The sequence below is a fragment of the Faecalimonas nexilis genome, from assembly GCF_059731825.1.
The window spans coordinates 890,099-916,110 of sequence record NZ_AP029189.1 but is presented as its reverse complement, the minus strand read 5'-3'; the positions used below and the strand labels follow the sequence as shown (position 1 = coordinate 916,110).

Annotated in this window: 27 protein-coding genes; 4 read left to right on the top strand and 23 right to left on the bottom strand. The window is 40.0% G+C overall.

The features are described from left to right. Positions 1–68: 68 nt before the first annotated feature. The gene (locus AC6I5B_RS04505) at positions 69–341 is read right to left on the bottom strand and encodes an ArsR/SmtB family transcription factor (RefSeq protein WP_004614713.1); all 273 of its coding nucleotides are present in this window, start codon (positions 339–341) and stop codon (positions 69–71) included. A gap of 145 nt (positions 342–486) precedes the next feature. On the opposite strand from AC6I5B_RS04505, the gene ymfI reads away from it, so the two are divergent. After that, positions 487–1,221, top strand: a complete 735-nt coding sequence (gene ymfI, locus AC6I5B_RS04500; RefSeq protein ID WP_004614714.1) for an elongation factor P 5-aminopentanone reductase — start codon at positions 487–489, stop codon at positions 1,219–1,221. A 17-nt stretch (positions 1,222–1,238) separates the two neighbouring features. On the opposite strand, the gene AC6I5B_RS04495 is transcribed toward ymfI, so the two are convergent. Both AC6I5B_RS04495 and AC6I5B_RS04490 read right to left on the bottom strand, forming a co-directional pair. Further along, positions 1,239–2,009 (bottom strand): type III pantothenate kinase, encoded by a 771-nt coding sequence (locus AC6I5B_RS04495; protein WP_004614715.1) that lies wholly within the window; start codon positions 2,007–2,009, stop codon positions 1,239–1,241. A gap of 13 nt (positions 2,010–2,022) precedes the next feature. Then, positions 2,023–2,679 carry an ECF transporter S component gene (locus tag AC6I5B_RS04490; RefSeq protein WP_022250525.1) on the bottom strand — a complete coding sequence of 219 codons (657 nt, stop codon included), beginning with the start codon at positions 2,677–2,679 and terminating at the stop codon, positions 2,023–2,025. Positions 2,680–2,969: 290 nt separating this feature from the next. On the opposite strand from AC6I5B_RS04490, the gene coaBC reads away from it, so the two are divergent. Further along, positions 2,970–4,169: a bifunctional phosphopantothenoylcysteine decarboxylase/phosphopantothenate--cysteine ligase CoaBC gene (gene coaBC, locus AC6I5B_RS04485; RefSeq protein WP_004614717.1), complete on the top strand. Its 1,200-nt coding sequence runs from the start codon at positions 2,970–2,972 to the stop codon at positions 4,167–4,169. A 156-nt stretch (positions 4,170–4,325) separates the two neighbouring features. On the opposite strand, the gene AC6I5B_RS04480 is transcribed toward coaBC, so the two are convergent. The 12 genes from AC6I5B_RS04480 to AC6I5B_RS04425 all read right to left on the bottom strand — a co-directional run bounded on the left by AC6I5B_RS04480 (position 4,326) and on the right by AC6I5B_RS04425 (position 15,821). Further along, positions 4,326–5,846, bottom strand: a complete 1,521-nt coding sequence (locus AC6I5B_RS04480; protein ID WP_022250516.1) for a hypothetical protein — start codon at positions 5,844–5,846, stop codon at positions 4,326–4,328. A gap of 23 nt (positions 5,847–5,869) precedes the next feature. Continuing rightward, positions 5,870–6,358: a hypothetical protein gene (locus tag AC6I5B_RS04475; protein ID WP_022250515.1), complete on the bottom strand. Its 489-nt coding sequence runs from the start codon at positions 6,356–6,358 to the stop codon at positions 5,870–5,872. Then, entirely contained in the window at positions 6,358–7,749 is a 1,392-nt protein-coding gene (locus tag AC6I5B_RS04470) for a dicarboxylate/amino acid:cation symporter (RefSeq protein ID WP_071143666.1), read from the bottom strand. The genes AC6I5B_RS04475 and AC6I5B_RS04470 overlap by 1 nt, the downstream gene beginning before the upstream one ends. Before the next feature lie 165 nt (positions 7,750–7,914). Next, complete coding sequence (locus tag AC6I5B_RS04465) at positions 7,915–8,445, bottom strand: isochorismatase family protein (protein WP_004614722.1); 531 nt, start codon at positions 8,443–8,445, stop codon at positions 7,915–7,917. A 14-nt stretch (positions 8,446–8,459) separates the two neighbouring features. Then, positions 8,460–9,212: an exodeoxyribonuclease III gene (locus AC6I5B_RS04460; RefSeq protein WP_004614723.1), complete on the bottom strand. Its 753-nt coding sequence runs from the start codon at positions 9,210–9,212 to the stop codon at positions 8,460–8,462. Next, complete coding sequence (gene truA, locus AC6I5B_RS04455; RefSeq protein WP_004614724.1) at positions 9,209–9,958, bottom strand: tRNA pseudouridine(38-40) synthase TruA; 750 nt, start codon at positions 9,956–9,958, stop codon at positions 9,209–9,211. Before truA ends, AC6I5B_RS04460 begins: the two co-directional genes overlap by 4 nt. 63 nt (positions 9,959–10,021) lie before the next feature. Continuing rightward, positions 10,022–10,474, bottom strand: a complete 453-nt coding sequence (nrdR, locus tag AC6I5B_RS04450) for a transcriptional regulator NrdR (protein ID WP_022250510.1) — start codon at positions 10,472–10,474, stop codon at positions 10,022–10,024. Between the two features lie 51 nt (positions 10,475–10,525). Next, positions 10,526–10,786: a PRC-barrel domain-containing protein gene (locus AC6I5B_RS04445; protein ID WP_022250509.1), complete on the bottom strand. Its 261-nt coding sequence runs from the start codon at positions 10,784–10,786 to the stop codon at positions 10,526–10,528. A 45-nt stretch (positions 10,787–10,831) separates the two neighbouring features. Beyond that, positions 10,832–12,046 carry an ABC transporter permease gene (locus AC6I5B_RS04440; RefSeq protein ID WP_004614727.1) on the bottom strand — a complete coding sequence of 405 codons (1,215 nt, stop codon included), beginning with the start codon at positions 12,044–12,046 and terminating at the stop codon, positions 10,832–10,834. Beyond that, positions 12,047–12,820, bottom strand: a complete 774-nt coding sequence (locus AC6I5B_RS04435; RefSeq protein WP_004614728.1) for an ABC transporter ATP-binding protein — start codon at positions 12,818–12,820, stop codon at positions 12,047–12,049. It abuts the gene before it with no gap. A 101-nt stretch (positions 12,821–12,921) separates the two neighbouring features. Continuing rightward, entirely contained in the window at positions 12,922–14,427 is a 1,506-nt protein-coding gene (gene yjeM / locus AC6I5B_RS04430) for a glutamate/gamma-aminobutyrate family transporter YjeM (protein ID WP_268874325.1), read from the bottom strand. Next, on the bottom strand, positions 14,424–15,821 hold the full coding sequence (locus tag AC6I5B_RS04425) for an aminopeptidase (protein ID WP_044988156.1): 1,398 nt from the start codon (positions 15,819–15,821) through the stop codon (positions 14,424–14,426). Before AC6I5B_RS04425 ends, yjeM begins: the two co-directional genes overlap by 4 nt. Positions 15,822–16,043: 222 nt before the next feature. Between AC6I5B_RS04425 and AC6I5B_RS04420 the strand changes: the two genes are divergently transcribed. Beyond that, positions 16,044–16,730, top strand: coding sequence for a helix-turn-helix domain-containing protein (locus tag AC6I5B_RS04420; RefSeq protein WP_004614731.1), 687 nt, complete (start codon positions 16,044–16,046; stop codon positions 16,728–16,730). Here AC6I5B_RS04420 and AC6I5B_RS04415 read toward each other — a convergent pair. The 8 genes from AC6I5B_RS04415 to AC6I5B_RS04380 all read right to left on the bottom strand — a co-directional run bounded on the left by AC6I5B_RS04415 (position 16,714) and on the right by AC6I5B_RS04380 (position 25,291). After that, positions 16,714–17,247, bottom strand: a complete 534-nt coding sequence (locus AC6I5B_RS04415) for a ferritin-like domain-containing protein (protein ID WP_004614732.1) — start codon at positions 17,245–17,247, stop codon at positions 16,714–16,716. The genes AC6I5B_RS04420 and AC6I5B_RS04415 overlap by 17 nt on opposite strands. 87 nt (positions 17,248–17,334) lie before the next feature. Beyond that, positions 17,335–17,517 (bottom strand): ferredoxin, encoded by a 183-nt coding sequence (locus AC6I5B_RS04410; RefSeq protein WP_004614733.1) that lies wholly within the window; start codon positions 17,515–17,517, stop codon positions 17,335–17,337. Positions 17,518–17,573: 56 nt separating this feature from the next. Further along, positions 17,574–19,310: an ABC transporter ATP-binding protein gene (locus AC6I5B_RS04405; RefSeq protein ID WP_497773640.1), complete on the bottom strand. Its 1,737-nt coding sequence runs from the start codon at positions 19,308–19,310 to the stop codon at positions 17,574–17,576. Next, on the bottom strand, positions 19,303–21,036 hold the full coding sequence (locus tag AC6I5B_RS04400) for an ABC transporter ATP-binding protein (RefSeq protein WP_004614735.1): 1,734 nt from the start codon (positions 21,034–21,036) through the stop codon (positions 19,303–19,305). The genes AC6I5B_RS04405 and AC6I5B_RS04400 overlap by 8 nt, the downstream gene beginning before the upstream one ends. A 166-nt stretch (positions 21,037–21,202) precedes the next feature. Next, the gene (locus tag AC6I5B_RS04395; RefSeq protein WP_004614736.1) at positions 21,203–21,961 is read right to left on the bottom strand and encodes an ABC transporter permease; all 759 of its coding nucleotides are present in this window, start codon (positions 21,959–21,961) and stop codon (positions 21,203–21,205) included. A 22-nt stretch (positions 21,962–21,983) separates the two neighbouring features. Then, on the bottom strand, positions 21,984–23,075 hold the full coding sequence (locus AC6I5B_RS04390) for an ABC transporter substrate-binding protein (RefSeq protein WP_004614737.1): 1,092 nt from the start codon (positions 23,073–23,075) through the stop codon (positions 21,984–21,986). 54 nt (positions 23,076–23,129) lie between these two features. Further along, positions 23,130–23,915: an ABC transporter ATP-binding protein gene (locus AC6I5B_RS04385; RefSeq protein WP_117787480.1), complete on the bottom strand. Its 786-nt coding sequence runs from the start codon at positions 23,913–23,915 to the stop codon at positions 23,130–23,132. 203 nt (positions 23,916–24,118) lie between these two features. Then, positions 24,119–25,291 (bottom strand): MalY/PatB family protein, encoded by a 1,173-nt coding sequence (locus tag AC6I5B_RS04380; RefSeq protein WP_022250500.1) that lies wholly within the window; start codon positions 25,289–25,291, stop codon positions 24,119–24,121. A 163-nt stretch (positions 25,292–25,454) separates the two neighbouring features. Here AC6I5B_RS04380 and AC6I5B_RS04375 point away from each other — a divergent pair, with 163 nt between their 5' ends. Further along, positions 25,455–26,006 (top strand): prolyl-tRNA synthetase associated domain-containing protein, encoded by a 552-nt coding sequence (locus tag AC6I5B_RS04375; RefSeq protein WP_044988158.1) that lies wholly within the window; start codon positions 25,455–25,457, stop codon positions 26,004–26,006. The last annotated feature ends 6 nt before the right edge of the window (positions 26,007–26,012 follow it).

Here is a 26,012-nt window from a genome sequence, read left to right as displayed (position 1 = left end):
TTTGATGTGTTAGGCTTTTATAAAAGCCATCTAATGATGACTTTTTATTTCCGATTCCTCTTCATCTGCTAGGATGTAAGTTCCGTCAATCTCTTGATTGCATATTCTCTCCCACTTTTACTGATGGTGTAGTGCGTCCATTTACCTTCCTGTCTGCTTGTTACTATTCCCGACTCACACAAAATCTTCATGTGATAAGATAACGCAGACTGAGCGATATTCAATTCTTCCATCAGGACACACGCACACTTTTCACCGCCTTTGAGCAATTCCAGTATCGAAAGTCTCTTTTCATCACAGAGTGCTTTAAATATGATCGTATCGTTTTTATACCCATTCATTCTACGGACACCTCACATCAAATATTTTTGATGTATTCATTGTAATCTAATTCATGACGAATGTCAACTAAAACCACCTTGTGATTGCCTCCCCTCCCCAATTACGCTATAATGATGTCATCAACGAAGGAAATGAGGAATTTTTATGCACAAAAAAACGGTATTAGTCACTGGTGCTTCCCGTGGGATCGGACGTGCCATTGCAATGACATTTGCACAAAATAATTACCACGTATTCTTAAATTGTCGTCACTCCATCTCAGAACTGGAATCCGTAAAATCTGCAATCGAAGCAATTCCTTACGGCTCCTGCGATATTTTTATCGGCGATGTAGGAAATCCACATTCTGTCAAAGAGCTGTACGAGATGATTTACACAAAATACGACTGTCTGGATGTACTTGTCAACAATGCGGGAATTGCTCACATTGGTCTGCTAAGCGATATGAGCGATGAAGAATGGTGCAATCTTCTGGACACGAATCTTTCCTCTGTATTTTACTGCTCCCGTGAAGCAATTCCAAAAATGGTGTCAAAAAAATCCGGTAAGATTATCAACATATCCTCGATGTGGGGAACAGTCGGCGCCTCCTGCGAAGCTGCCTATTCCGCAACAAAATCCGGTATCCACGGGCTTACGCGGGCGCTTGCCAAAGAGCTTGCTCCAAGTAATATTCAGGTAAATGCTATCGCATGTGGGGCGATTGAGACGAGCATGAATGCCCAACTGAGCGCAGAAGAAAAATCTGCCTTTGAAGAAGAAATTCCTGCGGGGCGTTTCGGCACACCGCAGGAAGTCGCTGATTTGGTATGGAATCTTGTCAACAGTCCTTCCTATCTAACCGGTCAAATCATCGGTCTGGATGGCGGTTATATTTAAAACCGCCATCTAAAGCACTATTTCTGATTCTTTTCATATATGAGTTTTAGACCTTTCAACAATAAATTTTCATCTAAAAACATATTCCGACCGCAATGGGGAACGATATACTTCGCAGCCTCCCCGGTCGCAACAATAGCTGCCGCTTTTTCTTTCAATTCTCTCTCAATGCTGGCAATGGAGCCATCTATACAGGCAGCAGTCCCATAAATGATTCCACTTTTCATACATTCCACCGTATTACTTCCAATAACCTTTTTCGGCCGTTCCAAACTGATTTTCGGAAGCTGCGCCGTTCCTTGCGTCAGAGATTCCGAAGAAATCCGGACTCCCGGAATAATCATTCCTCCGATATAATGTTTTTTTGCATCAATCACAGAAAGGGTCGTCGCTGTTCCCATGTTGACTACAATGAGCGGAAGTGGGTACTCTGCTATCCCTGCTACTGCATTTGCCACCAGGTCACTCCCCACCTGTCCCGGCTGATCCATCATAATATTCAATCCGGTCTTCACTCCCGGTCCGATAATCAACACCTCATTTTCGGAAATCCTCTTTGCCGCCTCTTTTACAACATTTGTCACCGGGGGCACCACAGATGCGATAATCGTTCCCTCTATCTGATTCATATTCAAGCCATGTAATTCAAATATATTTTTAAAACTAATTGCATACTCCAGCCCTGTTCTTGTCAGGCTCGTGGAAATGCTCTCCACAAAGACTATATTTTCACCTTCAAAACATCCGACCACGGTGTTCGTATTCTCGATATTAATTGCCAGAATCATATTTTTCCTCCTGCTATCCTGTCACGAGACGCGATTTCAACAGCGTTCTTCCGACAACTGCCACAATCACTGCCGCAACAATCGCCTCAGGTATTCCATTCATCGCAATGATGGATAAAATAAAGCCATACACCGCATTTGCCGCAACTCCATTTGCCGCTGCATAGGCATCTCTAAAAAACACAAAAATCAAATTCATTACTAACAATGTGTTGACAAAAGATCCCGCAAGCCCTGCAATTCCTAAAGCTACCAGCATGCCTGATCCTTTGGACTTCATTTCCTTATACAATACTTTAAATACAAAATACGGAATAATCCCAACTAAAATACGTGGGACAAAACAGATAATAATACTTCCGATCCCCCCCTGCATCTCACCGAGTGAATAAAACGGTGTAAACACAAACGATGTCACTGTCGGATTCATCGTATTATTAATAAAACTCGTCAGTCCAAAAATGCCTCCTAAAACAGCGCCTTTCTTTGGACCAAGTAAAATAGAACCGATAATAACCGGTACATGGATAATCGTCGCCCTTGTAAATCCAAGCGGGATATATCCTAAGAATGGGGTAAATGCCATGATAATAATCAGTGCCGCGAACAGTGCAACCTGTACCATGCCAAGTGTCTGTGACCTTCCGTCACTCTTTGCTTTGTTATTCATTTTTTCCTCCTTGTTATCATTCTCTTACGAGATACAATACATATCGCTCCAGTTCACACATACACATACGTCTGAGAACGCTCATGCTCGCATGGAAACGTCTGATGTCGTGTGTTGATGAAAGGAATTGAATTCCGTGAACTGCAACGGAGTTACTTTCTCAGTATACCATCCTCCTTCACACGAAAACAACCATGTTTTCAAAAATAAACACAAAATTTGCGTACACTTTTTCTAAATATGTGCTAGAATAATTTACAAACCATTCAGAAAGCAGAGGATTTCAAATTATGTTAAAGGGAAAAACTGTTATTTTAGGTGTTACGGGAAGTATTGCCGCCTACAAAATCGCCAATCTTGCCAGCATGCTTGTAAAGCTTCATTGTAATGTCCATGTTATCATGACAAAGAACGCAACAAATTTTATCCATCCGATTACATTCGAAACATTGACAAACAATCGTTGTCTTGTTGATACATTTGATCGAAATTTTCAATATAATGTAGAGCATGTGGCGCTCTCCAAACAGGCAGATGTCGTTTTAATCGCTCCTGCAACTGCCAATGTTATCGCCAAACTGGCAAATGGACTTGCTGATGACATGCTTACAACTACAACACTCGCATGTACCTGTAAAAAAATCATTTCGCCGGCAATGAACACACAGATGTATCAGAACCAGATTACACAGGACAATCTGCTGAAATTAAAAGATTACGGATTTGAGGTGATTGATCCGGCAACCGGAATGCTTGCCTGCCGTGACGTAGGAGAAGGAAAACTCCCTGATCCAGAGACTTTACTAGACTATATCTTAAAAGAAATCGCATATGAAAAAGATATGAAAGGATTAAATGTCCTTGTCACCGCCGGACCAACCACAGAAGCGATCGACCCTGTTCGCTATATTACCAATCATTCTACCGGAAAAATGGGGTATGCCATTGCAAACTGCGCAATGCTCCGCGGTGCCAATGTAACTTTAGTCACTGGACCTACTTCACTTCCGAAACCACCATTTGTCAATACGATTTCTATTAAAAGTGCTGAAGAAATGTTTGATGCCGTAACTTCTTGTTCCGATACTCAGGACATTATCATCAAAGCTGCCGCTGTGGCAGATTATCGTCCTGCCTCTGTCAGTGATGAAAAGATGAAAAAGTCAGACGACTCTCTCTGTATTCCATTAGAGCGCACGAAAGATATTTTGAAGCACTTAGGAGAACACAAAAAAAATCACCAATTTTTATGTGGCTTTTCTATGGAAACAGAAAATATGTTAGAGAATTCCCGTGCGAAACTGGAAAAGAAACATCTCGATATGATTATTGCAAACAATTTAAAAGTGTCCGGTGCCGGATTCGGAACCGATACGAATGTCATTACGATGATTACAAAAGAAGAAGAACTCGCATTAGACATTATGACAAAAGCCGAAGCGGCAAAACAAATTTTAGATAAGATTCTTGAAAAGCTAACATTGATATGATCCTTTTGATTTCAAAGACCTGATGGCTTTTGGAATGTTCATTTTGGCATTACTAACATTCGTTTTTACGTTTATCAGATAATGTTTTAGAGCATAGAAAACCACTCCAAAACTTTGGCGAGCGATGGAGTGGTATTTCTATAACCATATATCTACCTATTTTTCTAATTCTATACCTACATTCTGTGCATAGCTTTCGAACACAGTCTCAATCTGCGAATTGCATGCTTCCATGTTCTTTTCTTTTCCGATATAATATCTCTTTTCAGAATCTGTCGTATACGGCAATTCCACAGAAGCCGTAATCGGTGCAGCAAAACCATCTTCATCTTTTGCATCTTTATTATAAGCAAAGAAATATGGTTCCTGAATCAATGCATAGCCATCTTCTGTTGTTTTTGCTGCTGTCAGATTTGTAAGATGTCTGTCAATCAATCCTGTATACATTTTCGCAATTGGAGAGTTTTCTTCACAAATAGAAGTTGTCTGTGTGTATCCCCACTTATCAACAGTTATTCCTCCGTCAATCTGAGGATCATACATGTACACACGAACATTGTTTTTCACTGCATACTGATTGATTTGTCCAATAATGGCACGTGTTTTTTCATTTCCAGAACCACCTATGAGCACAAGCGAATTTCCCTTTTCATCAAGCAACCATTCCAGTTGACGGTATGTAATCGGGTAAATATTTATCTGCTCGTCAGAGCCAAAAACTTCTGTTCCGTAACTGTTAAATGTATCTCGAATATATGTTTCTTTTGTATACTTTGAAAATTGAATGTTATTTGTTTTAATAAATTCAAACATTTGTTTTAGACGTGCTGTATACTCATCCGTCACATACTTTCTTACCTGATTTCCTTCTTTATCAAGAACCGGATTTCCTTCGTCGTCCGTTTCCTTCACATAAAGACCTTTGGAGTCACGGTCAACCATCTCCTCAAAAGCATACATGATTGGACATTTTCCGCTTGTATTTCCTTTCCCGCTGTAGTCTGTCTGATTATCTTTGTTATAAAGAAAGATAATAGGCTGTTGCAATCTTCCGACTGTCACCTCTTTCCCTTCTGCATTGGTATAAGAAAGTGCAGTATCGTGATCTGACGGATATGCAATCCAGTCATCCAAGTTTGTAAGATATCTTGACACAAACTCTCCATACATATAATTGTATTTTGTTCCAAGAGTTGTCTTTTCGTTCGACATACGGACAAACATAGAACCGTCATCACCATTATCTACATTAAAATCATAAGAATAAATAGTATCAATTCCGTATTCCTTTGCATATGCATTTACATAAGGACTCATTGCACGGCTGTTATGACACCATGAACCGCTCAACTGAATCAGGTAATTTCCTTCCTGTCCCAAAAGCTGAATGAGCTGGTCATAGCTGATGTCCTGAAATACAATATCTTTATCCTCAAACGTATCAATTCCATCCTGTCGTTCTGCATCTGCTTTGGAGTGTGCATTAAAGTCACCGTAAGCATATTCTTTTTCAAACTCATAGTCCGGGGAAGAAAGTTGTGCATTCGAGACTTTGAGTTCTTCTTTTTCTAAAGTTTTAACATTATTTTTGATGCTGCTGTTTTTTCCTGAGCAACCCGTAATCATTCCTGCCGCCATCACTGTAACAAGAACAGCAGAGATTAGTTTTCTTTTCATGATCAATCTCCTCCTATCTTTTCCTAACACATTGGAATAGATACTTCTTCCGAAGAACCACCGGAACTTCCTGTTGAAGTATATTCAGATTCCAACTCTATCAGGTCTGCATAATTTTCGATAAGAGTATATTGATCAGCTGTCAGATAGCTGTCAATCACTTCTCTTGCTTCTGTTACATATTTTTTCACATCATCAAAGGAATAGCCTTCTACAGTCTTTCTTGCATCTGCAACACTTGCCGCTTTAATTGCCAGACGTGCATATTCTATTTTTGCCGCATTAAATACATTCATATTTTTAATCTTCTTTTTGAGATCAAAATTCGGATCTAATGCATTATAATATTTTACTGCACGATCGATTTTTGCTTTTGATTCCTCTGTATAAGTTACTTCTCCGATATTTTGAATGGCATCATTTGTTCTTACCACTGAGGCTTTTACAGAAAATACAGAAAGTCCCAGACATACAAAAGCCGCCACAATCAGTGCAATTGTTGATTTTTTCATTATGCCCGTCCTCCCTTTTTCTCTAATTTTTCATCCTCTGTCTGAAAAATTTCGTCATCCAAAAGTTCTGTTTTTCTTGCAACAACAGCAGCTGTCACATTTGCTCCTACGACATTCGTCAATGTTCGTGCCATATCTGTAATGTTATTGATCGGAGTCAGAAGTACCACTGCTGCAATCGGAAGATTTACTGCACTGAACAGTGATACTGCTGTCACAACTCCGATTCCCGGCATTCCGGCGCTTCCCATCGAAAGTACAAGGCACATAAAGCACATGATGAGGTATTGACTGATATTCCAACTCTGCCCCGTTGCATTTAGATAGAACATAGCTAACAAAATCGGCCAAATACACGTACAGCCCGCCATTCCAATTGTTGTTCCAAGTGGCGCTGTAAAGTTCGCTACCTCCTCATCTACACCAACCTTATGTATCAGACGGTCAATTGTAATCGGAAGCGAGCCGACACTACTCTGTGTCGTAAATGCTGTCGCCTGTGCATCAAATGTCTTTTTAAAGAATTTGAGCGGACTTATTTTTCCTGCAAATTTCAGAATGAACGCATTTACAACATAAGCCTGTACGAAGCATACCACATAGACAACCGCAACAAGCAGAATCAATTGTACCAAAGCGTCTTTATCACTCAACAGCTGGCTTGCAGACACTGCTGTCAAACATAGCACTGCATATGGAGTCAAATCAATGACGTAGGAAAGAATTCGGAAAATGATCTTCTTCACCGCCTCAATGATACTCTTAAACGGTTTCACTTTATCTTCACCTTCGTCTGATGCTACACTTACATATGCAACCGCAATTGCAACTGCAATAATGATAATAGCCACAACATTGTCTGCTGCCAGATCCCCAAACACATTTGTCGGGAACAAGTTCAAAATGATCTTATCAAAAGATGTCCCCATTTCCTTATATGCGTCAAGTGTTGTACTGGAGACTCCTGCAATGTCGGCAAACACTGCTTGCGCTCCCTTTCCAACCTGTGTTGCCATGCCAAAGACAATTGTAACTACAATCGCAATTGCCGATGAAACCAAAAGCCAGAATACAGACTTTGTTCCAATTCGTTTCATTTTTTCTTTATCGTTTAACTGAATCAATCCTGAAATGACAGAAACAAGAATCACCGGTGCGACAAGTGCCGTAATCAAATTCACATAAATATCGCCGATCAATGCAAGCCATGTCATATAAGAATTGTTCTCGGACGCAAATACGATTCCAAGCACCGCTCCCATTACCATACTGATCAAAATGACAAATGTCCAATTAATTTTATATGCCAGTTTGTTCAACACTTTAAATAAAAGCAAGGCAATGATAAGTACAAGCAAGGCAATCCAATTTACGCTTAAAAGTGCATCCATTTTTAAAACCTCCTCTTTCTTTTCTCAACATTCCTATTATAGTATTGTAAAAAGTCAGAAACAAATTGGTTTTTTTGATATATATATTTGATTTTTCTATAATTTAAAAAATCCTCGCTTTATAAACCTAAAATGATTTATAAAACAAGGATTCTATCGTCCACTCTATTTAATCAATCTCTGTATCTTTTTACTCTTTTCCGTCCCCGCTTCTTTTAGCAGTTCAAAAAGCACTGACTCGTATGTCGTAATAATTGCGCCTTCCTCTTTCATCCGCTGCAATGCAATCTTTTTGTCATTTTCTTTTCTGCTGGAAACACAATTCTCCACAATGACCGGAATAAATCCTGCTGCTTTCAGATCAATCACCGTCTGAAGTACACAAATATGTGTCTCAATCCCGCAGATGATAATATATTTTTTGTCTCTTATCTTTTCTTTTACACCTTCATATGCACTAAACGAAATCTTTTCCACATACTCTTCTGTTCCCGCAGCCGTTGTAATCTCATTAACAGTCTCTCCAAGTCCTTTTGTGTACTGCTGTGTAAGAAACATCGGAACCCCAAGCACATTTAACCCTCGGAGCAAAATGCCAGATTGGCAGATCAAATTTTCCTTTTCGTGCATGACAGGCACTAATTTTTCCTGATAGTCAATGACAAGTGCCGCTGTATGTTCCGCCTCTATTCTCATCTTATATCTCCTCCTTATTTTAGATCCAGTTCAATCGGGCAGTGGTCCGATCCCATCACATCAGTTAAAATTTTTGCGTCTGCAAGCCTGTCTTTCAAACTCTCTGACACACAGAAATAGTCGATTCTCCAGCCGGCGTTCTTTGCTCTTGCACTGAATCGATATGACCACCAAGAGTAAATTCCTTCCATCTCCGGATAAAAATAGCGGAATGTGTCGATAAAACCGGCTTTTAAAACTTCACCGAATTTTGCACGTTCCTCGTCTGTAAAACCGGCATTTTTCCGATTGGTTTTTGGATTTTTCAAATCTATCTCCGCATACGCCACATTCAGATCCCCCGCAAAGATAACCGGTTTCTTCTGTTCCAATCCTTTTAGATATGCAAGAAAATCCGTCTCCCACTGTATGCGGTATGAAAGTCTTGCAAGTTCACTCTGTGAATTTGGCGTGTACACGGTCACAAAATAAAACTCCTCAAATTCCAGTGTAATAACACGCCCCTCTTTGTCATGCTCCTCTATCCCGATGCCATATTGTACCGACAATGGTTCCTTTTTTGTAAACACAGCCGTCCCGGAATATCCTTTTTTCTCTGCATAATTCCAATATTGATGGTATCCTTCCAATTCCAAATCTAGCTGTCCTGCCTGCATCTTACTCTCCTGAATACAGAAAATATCTGCATCCGCCTCCTGGAAAAATTCTAAAAATCCTTTCTGCACACACGCACGAATTCCATTTACGTTCCACGATATCAGTTTCATCTTTCTTCTCCTTCCTGATAATATACTTTTTCTAAAAACAGTCCTCTCGCCGGCGCTAAAAAGCCGGTCAGTTCTCGTTCTTTCTGTTCAAGAGCCATCTTTATATCTTCAATACTCTTTTCTGCGCATCCTACTTCCAAAAGTGTTCCTGTCAGAATTCTCACCATATGATACAAAAAGCCGGTTCCATAAAATTCAAACTCCAGCCTTGTCCATTTTTTTACAATCTTAATCTCATAGATTGTCCTCACTTTTGATTTCTCATCTTTATTATCCGTAAATGCTGAAAAATCATGTGTTCCTTTCAGATACTCTGCCGCTTTCTTCATATCATCCAGATGTAGTTCCTTCGTAAAATGATATGTATATCTTCTTGTAAAAACACACGGCTTCTTTCGTGTATCGATACAATACTTATACTTTTTCGCCTTTGCACTGTAGCGGCTGTGAAAACTTCCAGGAACAAGCTCCATTTCTTTCACACAGATATCCTCCGGCAAAAGACAGTTCAGTTCTCCCACAAAACTCTCATCTAAAAGCCCCGACACTTTCATGTTTGCCACCTGGCCATTTGCATGAACACCCGCATCCGTTCTTCCGGAGCCATCGATTTCGACCGGATAACCAACGATCTGCTCCACCGTACGTTCTAAAATTGTCTGAATCGTCAGATTGGTCAAATTTTGTCTCTGCCATCCTTTGTATCTTGAACCATCATATACAATTATCATTTTATAATTTCTCATCTATACTGCTCCCTTTACTCAAAATAGAGAGTTCCGTTTCCAGAACTCTCGTATCAAGTGTGTTTATTTATCCAGAATTTTCTTCAATTCTGCCACAAATGTATTCACGTCCTTGAACTCTCTATACACCGACGCAAACCGCACATAGGCAACCGGATCTAAATTCTTAAGCTTTTCCATCACAATCTCTCCAATCAGATTGCTGGAAATCTCTTTTTCTTCCCGCTTAAAAATCTCCGTCTCAATAGCTTCGATCGTCCTTTGAATCGCCTCTGCAGACACCGGTCTTTTATAGCACGCCCGCAAAATGCCGGCCTCAATTTTTGCCCGATCATACTGCTCTCTATTATTATCTTTTTTTATGATAATCAAAGGAATCGTCTCAACCTTCTCATATGTAGTAAATCTTTTCCCGCACTCATCACAGGCTCTTCTTCTTCGAATCGAATTCCCGTCTTCTGCCGGTCTGGAATCAATTACTTTCGTATCTGGATTACTGCAATATGGACACTTCATATTCTGTTCCTCCTCAGGATTTTCTCATATCGTCATTTTAGCAGATAATGGTTAGTCTTTGCAAGTTTTCAGACATTTTTCTTCACATATTTCTACCATGATAATATCCGGACCTACTTTTTTGATACATTCAAATGGAATCACATATTCCGAATCGCATCCAAACAGCCCATGCATCTTCGCCTGCCCCGGTACAACGATCGCCTCAACACATCCTTTGCATAGATCAAATACCAGATCCACCACACACCCAAGCCGCCTGCAGTCACAAAGATTAATCACTTCTTTCTGTCTCAATTCACACAACCGCATCTTTTTTCCCTGACTCATTTATTATTCAGTATATGCCGCTTTCCTCTATGCTGCCATCACTTTTTCACTTTCAAATGCTTTTACAATAATACCCACAAGCAGGAAACCGATTGCAAATGTCATCGCCACCGTCACCCCATACTGTGCCATTGTCACCTCATGACTTAAGATTCCTTTTAAAACCAAAGAAATATTATAAACCGGAATATAGTACATCTTTCCATCTGTGTTTCCTGTAGTGAACATCGTCATCAAACCTACAACAAGCACTACCATATAGAGCGGCATTACATAGGTAGTCGCCTCTTTGATTGTCTTTGCAAACACCGAAGTAAGTGCAATCATCGTAGAATATAAAAACGCAACTCCAATAAGCAGGACTGCAAGCATTGCAATCTGGTTTGCATTCAAACTGATATTCAAATTCTCACCTGATGTTCCAAGCATCGACTTGGACATCAATGGCATAAATGCCACCATCGCTCCCACGTAAATTACTGAAGAAATTCCAGACAACGCCATCAGTGCAAACACTTTTCCGAGCACGATCGAACTTCTCTTGATCGGCGCCACAAGAAGGCTTGCCATTGTTCCTCGTTCTTTTTCACCCGCAATCATATCCGTTCCGATTCCCATTGCCCCTGCAAATAAAAGAATTGTGATAAAATACGGGAGCATCATTCCAAGCGCCTTTCCACTCGCCTTTTGCTCGTCCTGAATGACCATCTTATCGTTGTCAGAATTCACTGTAAACACTGCAATCTGCTCTAAATCTCCCACACGCTCTGTCAGCAGCGTCTGACGGTACGCCTCAAGTACTTCCAAAGAGATCTCTTTATATGCCGCATTAGAATATTCTTCCGACGGATTGTAATAGGTCTTGATCTGTGGAGCCGGATCTCCCTCCTTGTAATCTTGAATCATCTCATCCATATTCTTTGGAAACTCAATCAAAAGATCGGCTTCTCCATCCCGAATCTTCGTCTCCACATCTGCCCTCTCACTTTCGGAAATCGCATGTATCTTATAATCCGCATGGATACTCTCTAAAAATTTTTCAAAACTTTCCTGTTCATTTTGAACATAGACAATCGGCTTGTGTTTTGTGATGTCATCCTCCATCCCTGTAATCATCTGACTCATCAGATACATAATTCCAATCATGATAATAACCGGCAGAAAAAATACCGAAAAGACCATTTTTTTATCCTTGAAAACACGTACCATCTCTTTATTGAAGATTTCTTTGATGCTCTTCATCTACGCCTCCCCCTTTCTGCTTCTGTACAACTCGAAAAATGCATCCTCCAAATCTTTCGTCCCTGTACTATCCAGTATTTCCTGCAATGTACCTTCACTTACCTTCTGACCATCAATGATCACTCCAATCCGGTCACAAAGCTTTTCTGCCTCCGACATAATGTGCGTGGAGACAATAACAAGCTTTCCCTCTTCACGCAATTTTTTCAGGTAATCTGTCACACCTCTTGCAGTCACGATATCAAGACCATTTGTCGGTTCATCAAAAATCACGATTTCCGGATCATGTACAAGACTTACCGCAATTGCCGCCTTTTGTTTCATTCCGGTCGACAGTTCTTTGATCTGTTTATGCGCAAAATCCTTAATACCAAAATACTCAAATAATTGTTCTTTTCGTTCTTTTAAAACCTCTTTTGACACACCGTGAAGCCTTCCAAAAAATTCAAACATATAGTCGGGTGTAAACTGTGGATCAAGCTTAATGTCACTTGTCAGGAAACCGATGCTTTTACGCACCTGCTCCGCCTCTGTCACCACATCATGCCCTGCAACCTTAACCTCACCTTCTGTTGGCTTAATAATCGTTGCAATGCAGCGAAGTGTCGTCGTCTTCCCTGCACCGTTCGGACCCAATAGACCATATATTTCCCCTTTGTGCGCATTTAGGCTCAAATGATCTACCGCTACCTTTCGATTGCTCTTTGTTTTGGATTCTTTCATCTGCTTTTTGTTCAGTTTATACACTTTTGTCAGATTTTTTATCTCTATCATATTCCCCCACCTTTCTTAATTTCCTTAGTATGCAATAAAAAAATCACCACTTTCCTTCTAATTTATCTAAAAAGTGGTGATTTGTAAACCTGATATTTCTTTTATTTCATTTTTTTCTCATATCTGCTGTGCAATACTAATGCTACTACAGTGAACAGCACCGGTCCTACGATACTCCAAACAGTTGTCGCAACATCTCCCGCCATCGCCGGCTGGATGATTGTAAAGAAGTTTGCAAACCCAACAGTCACTGTTACCAGTACTGTAAAGACGATTGCTACCGTATCATTTTTGAAGATCACAAACGGTTTATGAATATTTTTATTTTTCTTAAATCTGATAAACGCTGCTGAAATAAACATATATGGAAGTGTCATCGCAACGTTTGTCATTGATACAAGAATGTTGAAAAATTGTGTCATCGTATCTCCACCCATAGCGATTAACAGAATAAATACCACAACTACAACCGCCTGAATCTTCAACGCAAATTTCGGCATTCCATCTTCCATTTTACAGAATCTTTCCGGCAGTAATCCTTTCGGACTTCCTTCAATCAGCTGTTTCAAAGGAGAATAGCTTAACGTAAATACTGCGCCTGACAAAGACAGCAGCATTGAAATCCCCATAATTCTTGCAGCCCAGTTGCCCATCTGTACACAGACTCCCTGACTTGCTCCAAATACAGCTCCAATCTGGTATCCAAGATTGTTCATAATCACATAAGATGCATTTCCCTTATGCACAGTTGCTGCGGAAAGTGTATCGCTCCAGTTTGTAAAGATTCCCACACAAAAAATTCCGATTGAATATCCCACTGCAACAATAATAGCTGCTATTGTAAGACCTTTTCCAAAGTTCTTTTCCGGATTTTCAGTCTCATCTACAAGACCTCCGACAGCCTCTGTTCCACCATATGCAAACAACGCATATACAAGGAACGCCAGCATGGCAATACTTCCCGCATACTCTGGATTCGGAGAATCCACAAATGATGCCACCGATGTAATCGGCTGTGCCAGTTCACCTTTATTTCCAATCAATACCAAAAGTGCACCTCCAATCAGCATCACATTTAAAAACATACATGCAATTCCGCCGATTGATGCTACTTTCTGGATATTTTTCAATCCTTTGCTTCCAAAAAATGTAACTGCAATGATAAAGACTACACCGAGAATCCCAAGTGTCTGTGTTGATTTCAATCCAAACAATGTCCAATCTGCTGTCGTATCTTTCCCAAAAATCGCATTGGAAAGCGGCACCATGATACCTGATGCAATATTAACGAGCCAGATTACATAAGATGTATACCACATGAATGTTGCCACGAACGCATATTTTTTTCCGACACAGATTTGCATCCATGAAAAAATACCACCCTTTTCATCTTTAAAAGCCGAGCCATACTCTGCAACCATAAACGCAAATGGGACAAAGAAAACTACTGCTGATAACAGGAAAAACGGAATCGCTCCATATCCCATCAGATAAAATGATCTAGGCATATTGTTAAACCCATACACCGATGTAAAGATCATTAGAATCAATGCTCCCATTGTTAGTTTTTTGTTTTTTCTGCCATTCTTTCTCCTCCTGTACTCTATGCGTTCGCCAAAAACGCACGATATCCCTTTACGGCTTCGTAGATATCTGCTTTGCTACTCACCTCATAAGGTGCATGCATACAAAGAAGCGCAATTCCGCTGTCAATCACTTCCATTCCGTAATTTGCCATGATATAAGCAATTGTACCGCCGCCTCCGGCATCCACCTTTCCAAGCTCATCGAACTGATATGCCACATTTGCATCGTCAAAGATTTTTCTTAAAACTGCAATATATTCTGCATTCGCATCATTAGAACCGCTTTTTCCTCTGACACCAGTAAACTTATTCATAGAAATTCCTCTGCCAAAGAATCCGGAATTTCGTTTTTCATAATGCTCTGCATACAGAGGATCATACGCTGCGCTTACATCTGAGGAAAGCATTCTGGAACGCGCAAGCGCTCGTCTTACTTTCAATTCAGATTCCCCTTCTGTCAGCGCAATTAACTCAGCAACTGTATTTTCAAAGAAATGTGACTGCATTCCTGTCGCACCTACACTGCCGATTTCTTCCTTGTCCACAAGAAGACACACTCCTGTCTTTTTCAGATTTTCTGCCTCCAGCATCGCAAAAAGGGATGTAAATGCACAGATTCTGTCATCCTGTCCATACCCTAAAATCATACTGCGGTCAAAACCAAGGTCTCTTGCTTTGCCGGCTGGCACAATTTCAAGTTCTGCTGACTGAAAATCATCCTCTTCAATCCCATACTCCTGTTTTAAAATAGAAAGAATATTCGCTTTCACCAGCTCTTTTTCCTCTTCTTTCAAATCTTTACAGTCTCTCAAAGGCATATTTCCGATCAAAAGGTCCATATTTTCACCTTCAATAACCTTTGCCGCAGTCTTTTCCATTTTTTCGCCCGCAAGATGGATCAAAATATCCGTAATCGTAAATACCGGATCTCCTTCTTTTTCCCCAACGCAGATCGGAACGGTCTTTCCGCTTTTCAGTACAGCTACACCATGTAGAGCAAGCGGCTGTGCAACCCACTGGTATTTTTTGATTCCACCGTAATAGTGTGTGTCCAGATAGGCAAATCCATCCGCTTCATACAGCGGATTCTGTTTTACATCCAAACGTGGTGAGTCAATATGTGCTCCAAGAATATTCATTCCATTGGAAATCGGCTCTTCCCCGATTTGAAATAATGCGACCATCTTATGCATCCAGACCGCATACACTTTATCACCTGTTTTCAGCTGTTTATCCTCGGCAATATAGGCATTCAAATCTTTGTATCCGGCCTCCTTGGCCATCTCAACCGCCAATGCCACACATTCACGCTCTGTCTTTCCTGCATCCAGACATGTTTTATATCGCTCACAAACCGCATTAACTTCCTTAAGCTCCTTCTGATCATACGACTTCCATACACTCTGTTTTCCCATTGTGAACCCTCCAGTCATTTTTACAATTTTTTATTTTTTTTATTTTATTTACACACTGTTTATAACGCAAACATTCTATATTTTCTTGACAGGAAAATTTTTGCGTAGTATTATACTATGAATAAAATTTTCGCACAAAATGTGGAAAATAAAATTTTTATTTTTTTTAAAAATTGATTTTTTATCAAAAAATTGATTTATAAGAAAAGAAGGAGTATACACATGACAATCAATGAACGTGTCGGAAATAACATCCGCAAATACAGAATCGCACACCATTATACGTTAAAAGACTTATCCGCACTTGTACACAAGAGTTATTCTACTCTTTCAAAATATGAAAAAGGAATTCTTCCTGTCAGTGTTGAGACGCTGGAAGAATTCGGGGAGGTTTTTCATATTCCCACTTCGCATCTCTTGTCTGCGCCGTCCGAGGGGAAACCGGACGTCTCTCGCAAAAGTCTCCTCAAAAAATACTACATGTACAATTATGATGGCAGAAGAAAACGAATTATGAAAAGTATTATTGAAGAATACGCCACAGATCAGCCGGATACCTATTCGATTCAGCTTTTCTATGACGTAGATGATCTGGAACACTTTGGAAAATGCGAGGTAATCTATTCCGGTGAAAGCACAACCTTTGGGCCATGGCAAAATTATAGTTTAAAAAATACTGCAAATACACTGGAGGAAATTTGGATGTGCACCGTAAATACCTTTTCTCAAACGGATCTGAAAAGTGGTATCTTGTCCGGTATCTCACAACTTACCATGCGCCCCTGCAGCCGAAAGATCCTGATCACGTCTCAGATACAAAAAGAAAATCATTTCATAGATGACCTGCTGCTCTCCAAAGAGGATATCCAGCAGATTAAAAAATACAACTTATTTACACTCGGGGAATAGCCGTTTTTACGTATTTTTCATACAATTGCTCTATGATTTCAATATGCAGCCGTTCATCTAAAATAATTCGCTCCAGATTTGCGACAACATACTCGTCCTGAATCCATTCTGCCTGTCTTTTATAGGTTGCAATCGCAAGCTTTTCCCCTTCATATGCATGTTTCAGCATCATATCTATCCGCCTTGGGTATCGGTTGCACCCAGGGCTCCAATATGTAAATCTTCTCCGCTCAACACTCCAAAGCCTTGGGTCTGCCCCAAGTTTCTGCGCCAGCTGCCCATAAATATTCATGTGGTGCATTTCCACCATACTGATCTTGTGAAATGTCTTTCCGATTTCTTCATACTTGCCATTTGCGATCAAACTGTTGTAAAAATACAGACTGACTGCAGACATCTCTGAGTTGCAGGCTCCGATATTGCTTAACATCGCCATTGCATACCTCGGATTTTTTTCACATACTTTCACAGGAGGATATTCTGCAGAATCTCTTACCTGAATCTCTTCTTCACACATAAAAAAGTCTCCTTTATTTCTCTATACTTTACACTTTATGGTAAAGTCAGAAAAAGGAGACCTCTTTTTTTCTTTTCTCTATAAATTCTATTCTTCGATGTCAATCACTGAGACAGGACAGCCATCTCTTGCTTCTTTTGCTTCCTTTTCGTTCTCTTCAGTCACGTCTGCATGTACCTGTGCAATCTCATCACCCATGCAAAACACTTCCGGGCAGATACTTACACACATCCCGCATGCAATGCATCCATCTTCTACAACTGCTTTCATCTTGTAATTCCTCCTGGTTCTTTTTTTACAGTATGTCCGCTTTTTTGTGTTTTATACTATGCAAACTGACTTTGATATAATTTTGCATAGAAACCGTTTCTTGCAAGTAACTCCTCGTGGTTGCCCTGTTCTACAATATTGCCATCCTTCATCACTAAAATGATATCTGCCTCTTTTATTGTTGACAGACGATGTGCCACAATAAAACTCGTTCTCCCCTCCATCATTTTCTGAAATGCTTCCTGAATCTTAATCTCAGTTCTCGTATCAATTGACGATGTCGCCTCATCCAGTATCAAGATCGGTGGAAGTTTCAGCATCACTCTGGCAATACACAGAAACTGTTTCTGTCCCTGTGACAGATTCCCTCCATCTTCCGAGATAACTGTATCGTACCCATCGGACATGCGCTTGATAAATCCATGTGCATGCGCTGCCTTTGCAGCCTCAATAATCTCTGCTCTCGTAGCTTCGGGTTTTCCATATGCAATATTTTCAGCGATTGTTCCTGATTTCAGCCAGGTGTCCTGCAATACCATTCCAAAATTTGCACGCAGGCTGTCTTTTGTAATCTCTTTCACATCATGTCCACTCACATAGATTTTCCCCGCATCGATATCATAGAACCGCATCAACAAATTGATCAAGGTTGTTTTTCCACATCCTGTCGGACCTACAATCGCAACCTTTTGTCCCTGTTTTACATGTAGATTCAGATCTTTCAACAACGGTGTATCCTTTCGGTAAGAAAACGAAATATGCTGCAATTCCATACTTCCATCTGTCTGCTGCAAAATCAGTGCGCCTTCTTTGTCTTTCGTTTCTACCTCTTCATCTATAAAATCAAACACTCTTTTCGCACACGCAAATGCATTCTGGATCTCTGTGAGCACACTCGATATCTCATTGAATGGTTTTGTATATTGATTGGCATAGGTGAGAAAACAAGACAACTGTCCAACCGTGATCACGCCCTGCATCGCCAAAACGGCTCCAAAAATTCCCACACCCGAATATACAAGCCCATTCACAAACCTTGTGCTTGGATTCGTGATGGAAGAAAAGAAAATGGCGCGGATACTGCATGTTTTTAGTTCCTCGTTAATTGTATCAAACCGTTCTAATGAACGTTTTCCATACCCAAATGCCTGCACAACTTTTTGATTTCCCACCATCTCATCCACGAGAGATGTCATCTGTGCCCGCGTTTCAGACTGTATTTTAAACATGTTATACGTCTTTTTTGCAACAAAACTTGCGACAAACAATGACAATGGTGTGATGAAAATAACAATGAGCGAAATCTTGACATTGATAGAAAGCATAAATGCCAATGTCCCGGCAATTGTCACAACACCTGTAAACAGCTGTGAAAATCCCATCAAAAGTCCATCTGAAAATTGCTCTACATCTGTGATGATTCTGCTGATCGTCTCTCCGTATGGGTGACTGTCTACATATTTCAAAGGAAGTTTTTGCAGATGTTCAAATGCATTCATACGCACATCCTTTACCACCCGGTACGTAATCTGATTATTGCACAGATTCATCAGCCATTGTGCCACGCTTGTCACTCCAATGATAACTGCAAGTTTCACAAGTATTTGCAGAATTTTCCCAAAATCGACCTGCCCCTTTCCTACAATAAAATCTACCGCATCCCCAATTAAAATCGGTGCATACAGAGTAAAGCCCACTGTGATCACAGCAAAAACCAACGATAATATCAGATAATGCAGATACGGCAGCAAAAGCTTTCCGACTCTCTTAATCGTTCCATGATGTTTACGCATGATGTCCCACCTCCTCTTTTGAGAATTGCGAACTGCAAATTTCCTGATAAACTTCACAGGTCCGAAGCAATTCCTGATGTGTTCCGATTCCTGCCATTTTGCCGTCATCCAATACAATGATTTTATCCGCCTGCATGATCGATGAGGCTCTCTGTGACACGATAAATACCGTCATCTGATCTGTATTTTCTGCAATCGCTTTACGCAGCCTCGCATCTGTCGCAAAATCAAGTGCAGATGCGCTGTCATCCAAAATCAATATCTCTGGATTTTTCACAAGTGCTCTTGCAATGGTAAGCCTCTGTTTTTGTCCTCCTGACAGATTCTTTCCGTTCTGGCTGATTTTCGCATCCAGTCCTTCTTTCTTTTTCTCTACCACCTCCATAGCCTGCGCCGTTTCCAATGCTCTGTAAATCATCTCGTCTGTTGCATTTTCATTTCCCATTTTCATATTGTCGCGAATGGTTCCACGAAACAATACTGCTTTTTGCGGAACAACACCTATTTTCTTTCGAAGCGTCTCAATCTTATAGTTTTTCACATTTTCTCCATTTACCAATATCTGTCCTTTCGTGACATCATAAAATCGAGGGATCAGATTGACCAACGTCGATTTCCCGGATCCGGTTCCTCCGATCACACCGACTGTCTCTCCCCTTTTTACAACGAAACTGATATTTGATATCGCTTCTTCTGCACCGGAATAAGACATACTGACCTCATCAAAGATCACCATATTCTCTTTATTTGATTCCTCTCTATCATATTCTCCATCGACAATATCTGACGTCAGTTCAAAGACTTCATTAATACGAGATGCTGATGCAAGCGCTTTTGTGAAAGATACGATCAAATTAGCCAATGCAATAAGCGCTAGAAGAATCTGAGACATATAATTGACAAGCGCAATCACTTCTCCCTGTGAAATATTTCCAACATACACCTGCTTTCCACCAAACCAGACAATTGCAATTGTTGCCACATTTACAATAATGTAAGTCGCTGGATTTAAAAGTGCCGAAAGTTTTCCTACCAGCATCTGAACATCGAGCAAACTGCTGTTTTCCTCTGCAAATGTTTCGATTTCCCGTTTCTGTGTACAGAACGCCCTTACAACACGTATCCCGGAAAGGTTCTCTCGCGTAGATAAAAGTATTCCATCCAGCCCGCGCTGCACTTTTTTATATAACGGAATCGTGATCATCATAATTCCATAGATCACAATTGCAAGAAGCGGTACTGCCACCACAAAAATCAGGGCAGCTTTCACACTGATTGTAAAAGCCATGATCATTGCTCCCACCACAATAAACGGAGATCGTAAAAACAGACGCAATACCAGATTCACACCGGACTGTACCTGATTGATATCGCTGGTCATCCTCGTCACAAGCGTCGCGCTTCCCGCCTGATCAATCTCTGCATAGGATAACGAATTGATATGCGCAAACAGATCATGGCGTAATTCTGTTCCAAACCCGACTGCTGCCTTTGCCGCAAAGTACTGTGCCGTCAAAGAGCAGGCAAGTCCAAGTACTCCAAAAAGAACAAGCACTGCTCCCATTTTCCAGATATAAGGCATATCCTGATTTTTAATCCCAATATCAATAATATTCGCCATAACAAGCGGCACAATCAATTCAAAGCACGCTTCCAGCAGTTTAAACAATGGTCCGATAATACTTTCTTTTTTATAATGTTTCAAATAACGAAGTAATTTTCTCATGCTTTTTATCGTTCCCTTTCTTTTTTACTTTTGATACCGCTCATTATAAAGCTTTCCTTTTTTCTCTGCAAGGTTCCTGCATCATTTTTCGGCAATCTCAAAACTAAAAAAGCAACTCATAAATGCTAAAACTGCTTTTATGGTTGCTTTTATACTCTTTCTAAAATCACATGGTCCATTTAAGAAGGTGTTTCTTCAACAATTCAAATGCCTGCATAACTATCACAAGTATAATTACCATGAATACAAATCCTACCCATGTATTAGCAAAAATACCAAGTTCCGCATATTTCTTTACGAAATATCCCATTCCTTCTCCAGCTCCATACATTTCCGCATAAACCAGCATCACAAAAGAACTTCGAAGAGAATTTACAAATCCTGCCAATATGGAAGGACTCGCTGCCGGAAGAATCACCTTTGTAATCCGCTTCATTCCTTTTAATTCCAAAGTTGCCGCTTTGTCAAGATAACGCTTGTCAATCGTCATAATTCCGGTAATTGTTGCAAACAGCGTTGCCCATACAATATTATATACTATCAAAAATACGGAAGCAGAAAATAATGTTGGTGCAAGTAATAGTACAAACGGAGACAAAAGAATAGAAGGCACTACGCTGAACGCATAGATAACCGGATGTAAAATTTCCCGAACTCTCTGGTTCAACCCCATAATCGTCCCTAAAAAAAGTGCAATGAGCAAAGAAAGCAAAATAGATGGAATCAGCAATTTAAATGAAGCAACTGCATTTCCAAACATCATATCTTTGCTGTCGATAAATGCTGCTTTAATCTTATCTGTTGACGGGAACAAATATGGATTTACCAATCCATTGCTTGTCAAAAAAATATATAATGCCACTAACCCAATGAATATACAACATGTAATCCAGTATTTTTTTAGAAATGCTTTTACTGTATTCATGATCTATCTCCTGTAAAATTGCTTATTTGTCATGCTCCTGGAAAAACGCAGCCATCTCTTCGTAAAATTCAGGCGCCTCTTCCCCATACTTTTCTGTAGCCTCTTTTAACGCTTCTTCATATAATTCAGTGTTAATGTGGTCTTCAATCTTCACATTATTATCTTCTCCAAGATAACCAGTCTTGTCCAAAATATCCCACGCTCTTACTACCCCATCTTTTAATGGATCCACACTTACAAAATAATGTTCATCATCTAACATATAAGCGCCCACATATTCTTCTGTCGCTTCAATAGCCGCCGCATGTAGTTTCACCGCTTCTTCTTTATTGGCTTCATACCATGACTGTGCACGGAGTAACGCACGGATAATTGCTTTTACTGTATTTGGATTATCATTAATCCAGTCTGTCTGTGCAACCATACGACAGCAAGAATAATTTTCCATAATTTCACTCTGATAACTTACAATATCAATTTCTCCATTTGCTGCCATATCCTGAACTGCTAAATTCTGTCCCGTTCCCATCAATGCATAGGTAACATCCCCGCGGACAACTGCAGCAAGTGCATCATTATAGTCTGAGTATATTTCCCAATCTACAACTTCCAAAGGATTCTCATATCCAAGATCCATAACTGCACCTGTAAACGCAAAATAGCTTGGGTTTACAGCTACTTTTTTCCCTATGAACGATTCTATTCCCTTCCATTCCGTTCCTTTTTTGGCTACAACCGGCATACATCCCTCAATCATATGTCCGCCAAATACTGAGATATCTACACCGGAAGCAATCTGCTGTAGTGGATTAGACGTACCCGCATTTGATACAACATCTACCTTTCCTGTTGCCAAAAGTGTCATAGCATCTGCATTTGCATTGGCTTCTACCGGATCAATCTGAATCCCTTCATCCTCAAAATATCCCTTTTCTTCTGCAATTGTCACAAGAACATTTCCACTTGTCCCATAGTTCCATTTTACGACTTCCTGCTCTAAAACTCCTTCCTTACCTTCTTTTGTGTCTTTGGGATTGGACTTTTCACCAGAGCATGCCCCGAGACTGCATACCATAGCAAATACTAACATCCCTGCTAAGATTTTCTTTTTCATTTTCCATTTCCTCCATAAAATATTTATATCAAATGGATTCTTCCATTGATATTCCTAAGAAATATGCGTCACAACATCTTTATTAATCTGACGAATCAGTTCATTACGAAGCTTCATTGTTTCCAAATTGTCAAATTGTGTTTCTCTAGTCGGGCGTTGTTCATCTGACAGTTTGCATTCATAAATAATATTGCTTGGTGATTGTCCCAGTACTACAATCCGATTTGCCAGCAATAGAGCCTCGTCTACATCATGTGTGACAAAAAATACAGTCTTTTGAGAAGCCTGTCCAGACCACAAATCAAAGAGCATATCCTGAAGTCTGGCACGGGTGACCGCATCAAGTGCTCCAAATGGCTCATCCATTAGAAGGATTGGCGGATCAACGCTGAGTGCCTGTGCAATCGCACATCTTTGTTTCATACCACCAGACAACTCTTTCGGAAATTTGTTATAGACCGATGCACTAAGTCCTACTGCTTCCAGCATCTCTACTGCTGTCTGTTTTAACTCCTTTTTATCTTTTTTCGGAAAACGCTGCCTCAATGCAAGCAGAATATTTTCTCCCGCTTTCATCCAAGGAAATAGTCCATAGTCCTGAAATACAACTCCTTTGTCAAGACTTGCACCTTCAGCCGAAACACCTTGCATAAGGATTTCTCCTGTTGTCGGTTGTTCCAAGCCTGCCAGCAGTCGCAAAAGTGTACTTTTCCCACAACCTGACTGTCCTAGAATACATACAAATTCTCCCGCCTCTATCTCCATATTAATATCTTTTAAAATAAGTCTTTCGTCTCCACCATACGAAAAAGAAAGATTTTTGACTGTTATATCACCCATTTCATTGATCCTTCCTCTACATATACACAAAAATTTTTGTTTCTCTTGGTTTTTTTTGTGATTTTTGTCATGTAGATACAATTTATCATATTTGATTCTCTTATTCCAATTGTTATTTTCAATAAGTAAATGATTTATTGCTTTTGTCTATAAACGAAAAAAAGGCAAATGTCAAATGCATTTACCTTTTTTCACGCTATTTTCTATTTTTCATCTTTAATAAGAGCCTTAATAAGTTGATCTGCAGCCATCTCTATATTCTCCCATTTAGTTGCAAGATTCACACGTATAAAAGTACTGTACTCTTTTCCACCAAACCATTCTCCGTAGTCTACCGCCAAATGACATTGATTCTGAAGCACTTCTTCTATCCTTTTCGGACTTATATATGCTCCTAAATCAATCCACATCAGATATGTCCCTTCCAAATTCGGAATCCATACTTTTGGAAGCTTTTCTTCCAACATCGCTTTCATGCGTTTAAAATTATCTTCAATAATCGTCAACGCTTCCTCAAGCCACTCTCTTCCACCTTCATATGCGCTCTGAACTGCAATATAACCAAATGCATTGCCACTGCTGATACGAATTTTTTCCAAATACCCATCGTACATATCCCTAATTTTCTCATTTGGAATTATGACAATGGAATTTTGACATCCTGCCAGATTAAATGTCTTAGTTGCCGCCGTAAGCGTGACTAGAATATCATCGTAGTCCCCGGTTGTCGCCGCCGTGATTTGCCTGTATTCACTCATAACGATATCCTGATGAATTTCATCTGCAAGTACATAGACATGGTGCCTTTTACAGATATCCAACACTTTTTTAATCTCTTTTGCCGTCCAGACTCTTCCGACCGGATTATGAGGTGAGCAGAATATGAACAGCTTTACATCATTCTTTTGTATTTTCTGTTCAAAGTCTGCATAGTCTATCTCGTATCCCTCCTTTGTTCTGATAAGAGGACTCTCCACCAGCATACGCTCGTTGTTTATAATTGCATCTCGAAATGGGTAGTACACCGGACTCATAATAATGACACCGTCTTTTTCTTTCGTCAATATCTGTATCAGCCAGTTAAATGCCGGCACCACGCCGGGTGCAAATCGAATCCACTGATCTTCAACCTTGTAATCATGGTATTTTTCTTCCCAGTTCTCAAATGCCTCAAAGTATGCCTTTGGCGGCTGGTAATATCCATACACGCCAAAATCCACATAGTTTTTCAAAGCCTCTTTTACACATACCGGCGCTTCAAAATCCATATCCGCAACCCAAAGCGGGAGCAGTTCTTCCATTCCGAATTTCTCCTTGCACCCATCCCATTTCACACAATCTGTTTGTTTTCTTTCTTTATAAATTACCTGCTTCATAACACTTCATTTCTCTTTTCTTTCTTCCTGTTTTTCTTCCGTCAATTACAAAATTTAATATAATACCATGTACATAAACTTGTCAATTCTAGCTTGTTATTTGTTTCACTTTCCATTATACTTAGCCATAGAAAGAACTCTATACAAGAAAGGAATTATTTTTATGAGTGAAATACATATCAGCGAAAAACATTTTACTTCTGCCCCGACAGACGGAAATCGTCTGCCAAAAGAGATGGCAGTATATGAGCTATTAGATAAACTGAAAATCCCATATGAAGGAGTAGACCACGATGTTGCCGGCACAATGGAAGAATGTGCTGCTGTTGACGAAGCCCTCGGGGTTACAATGTGCAAGAATCTATTCCTGCGCAATCAGCAAAAAACAACCTTTTTCCTGTTATTGATACCGGGAGACAAAAAATTCATGACGAAAGATCTTTCGAAGCAGCTTGGCATCTCAAGACTTTCTTTTGCCGAGCCGGAATATATGGAAAAATTTCTGAATATCACTCCTGGATCAGTAAGTGTTCTCGGACTGATGAACGACAAAGACTGGTACGTAGATCTTTTGATCGACAAGGACTTAATGGATGATGAATATATCGGATGCCACCCATGTATCAATACTTCCAGTCTCAAGATCAAAATGGATGATATTATCAAAAAATTTCTAAAATATACCGGACACCGTCCAAGATACGTAAAATTGTAACAGCTT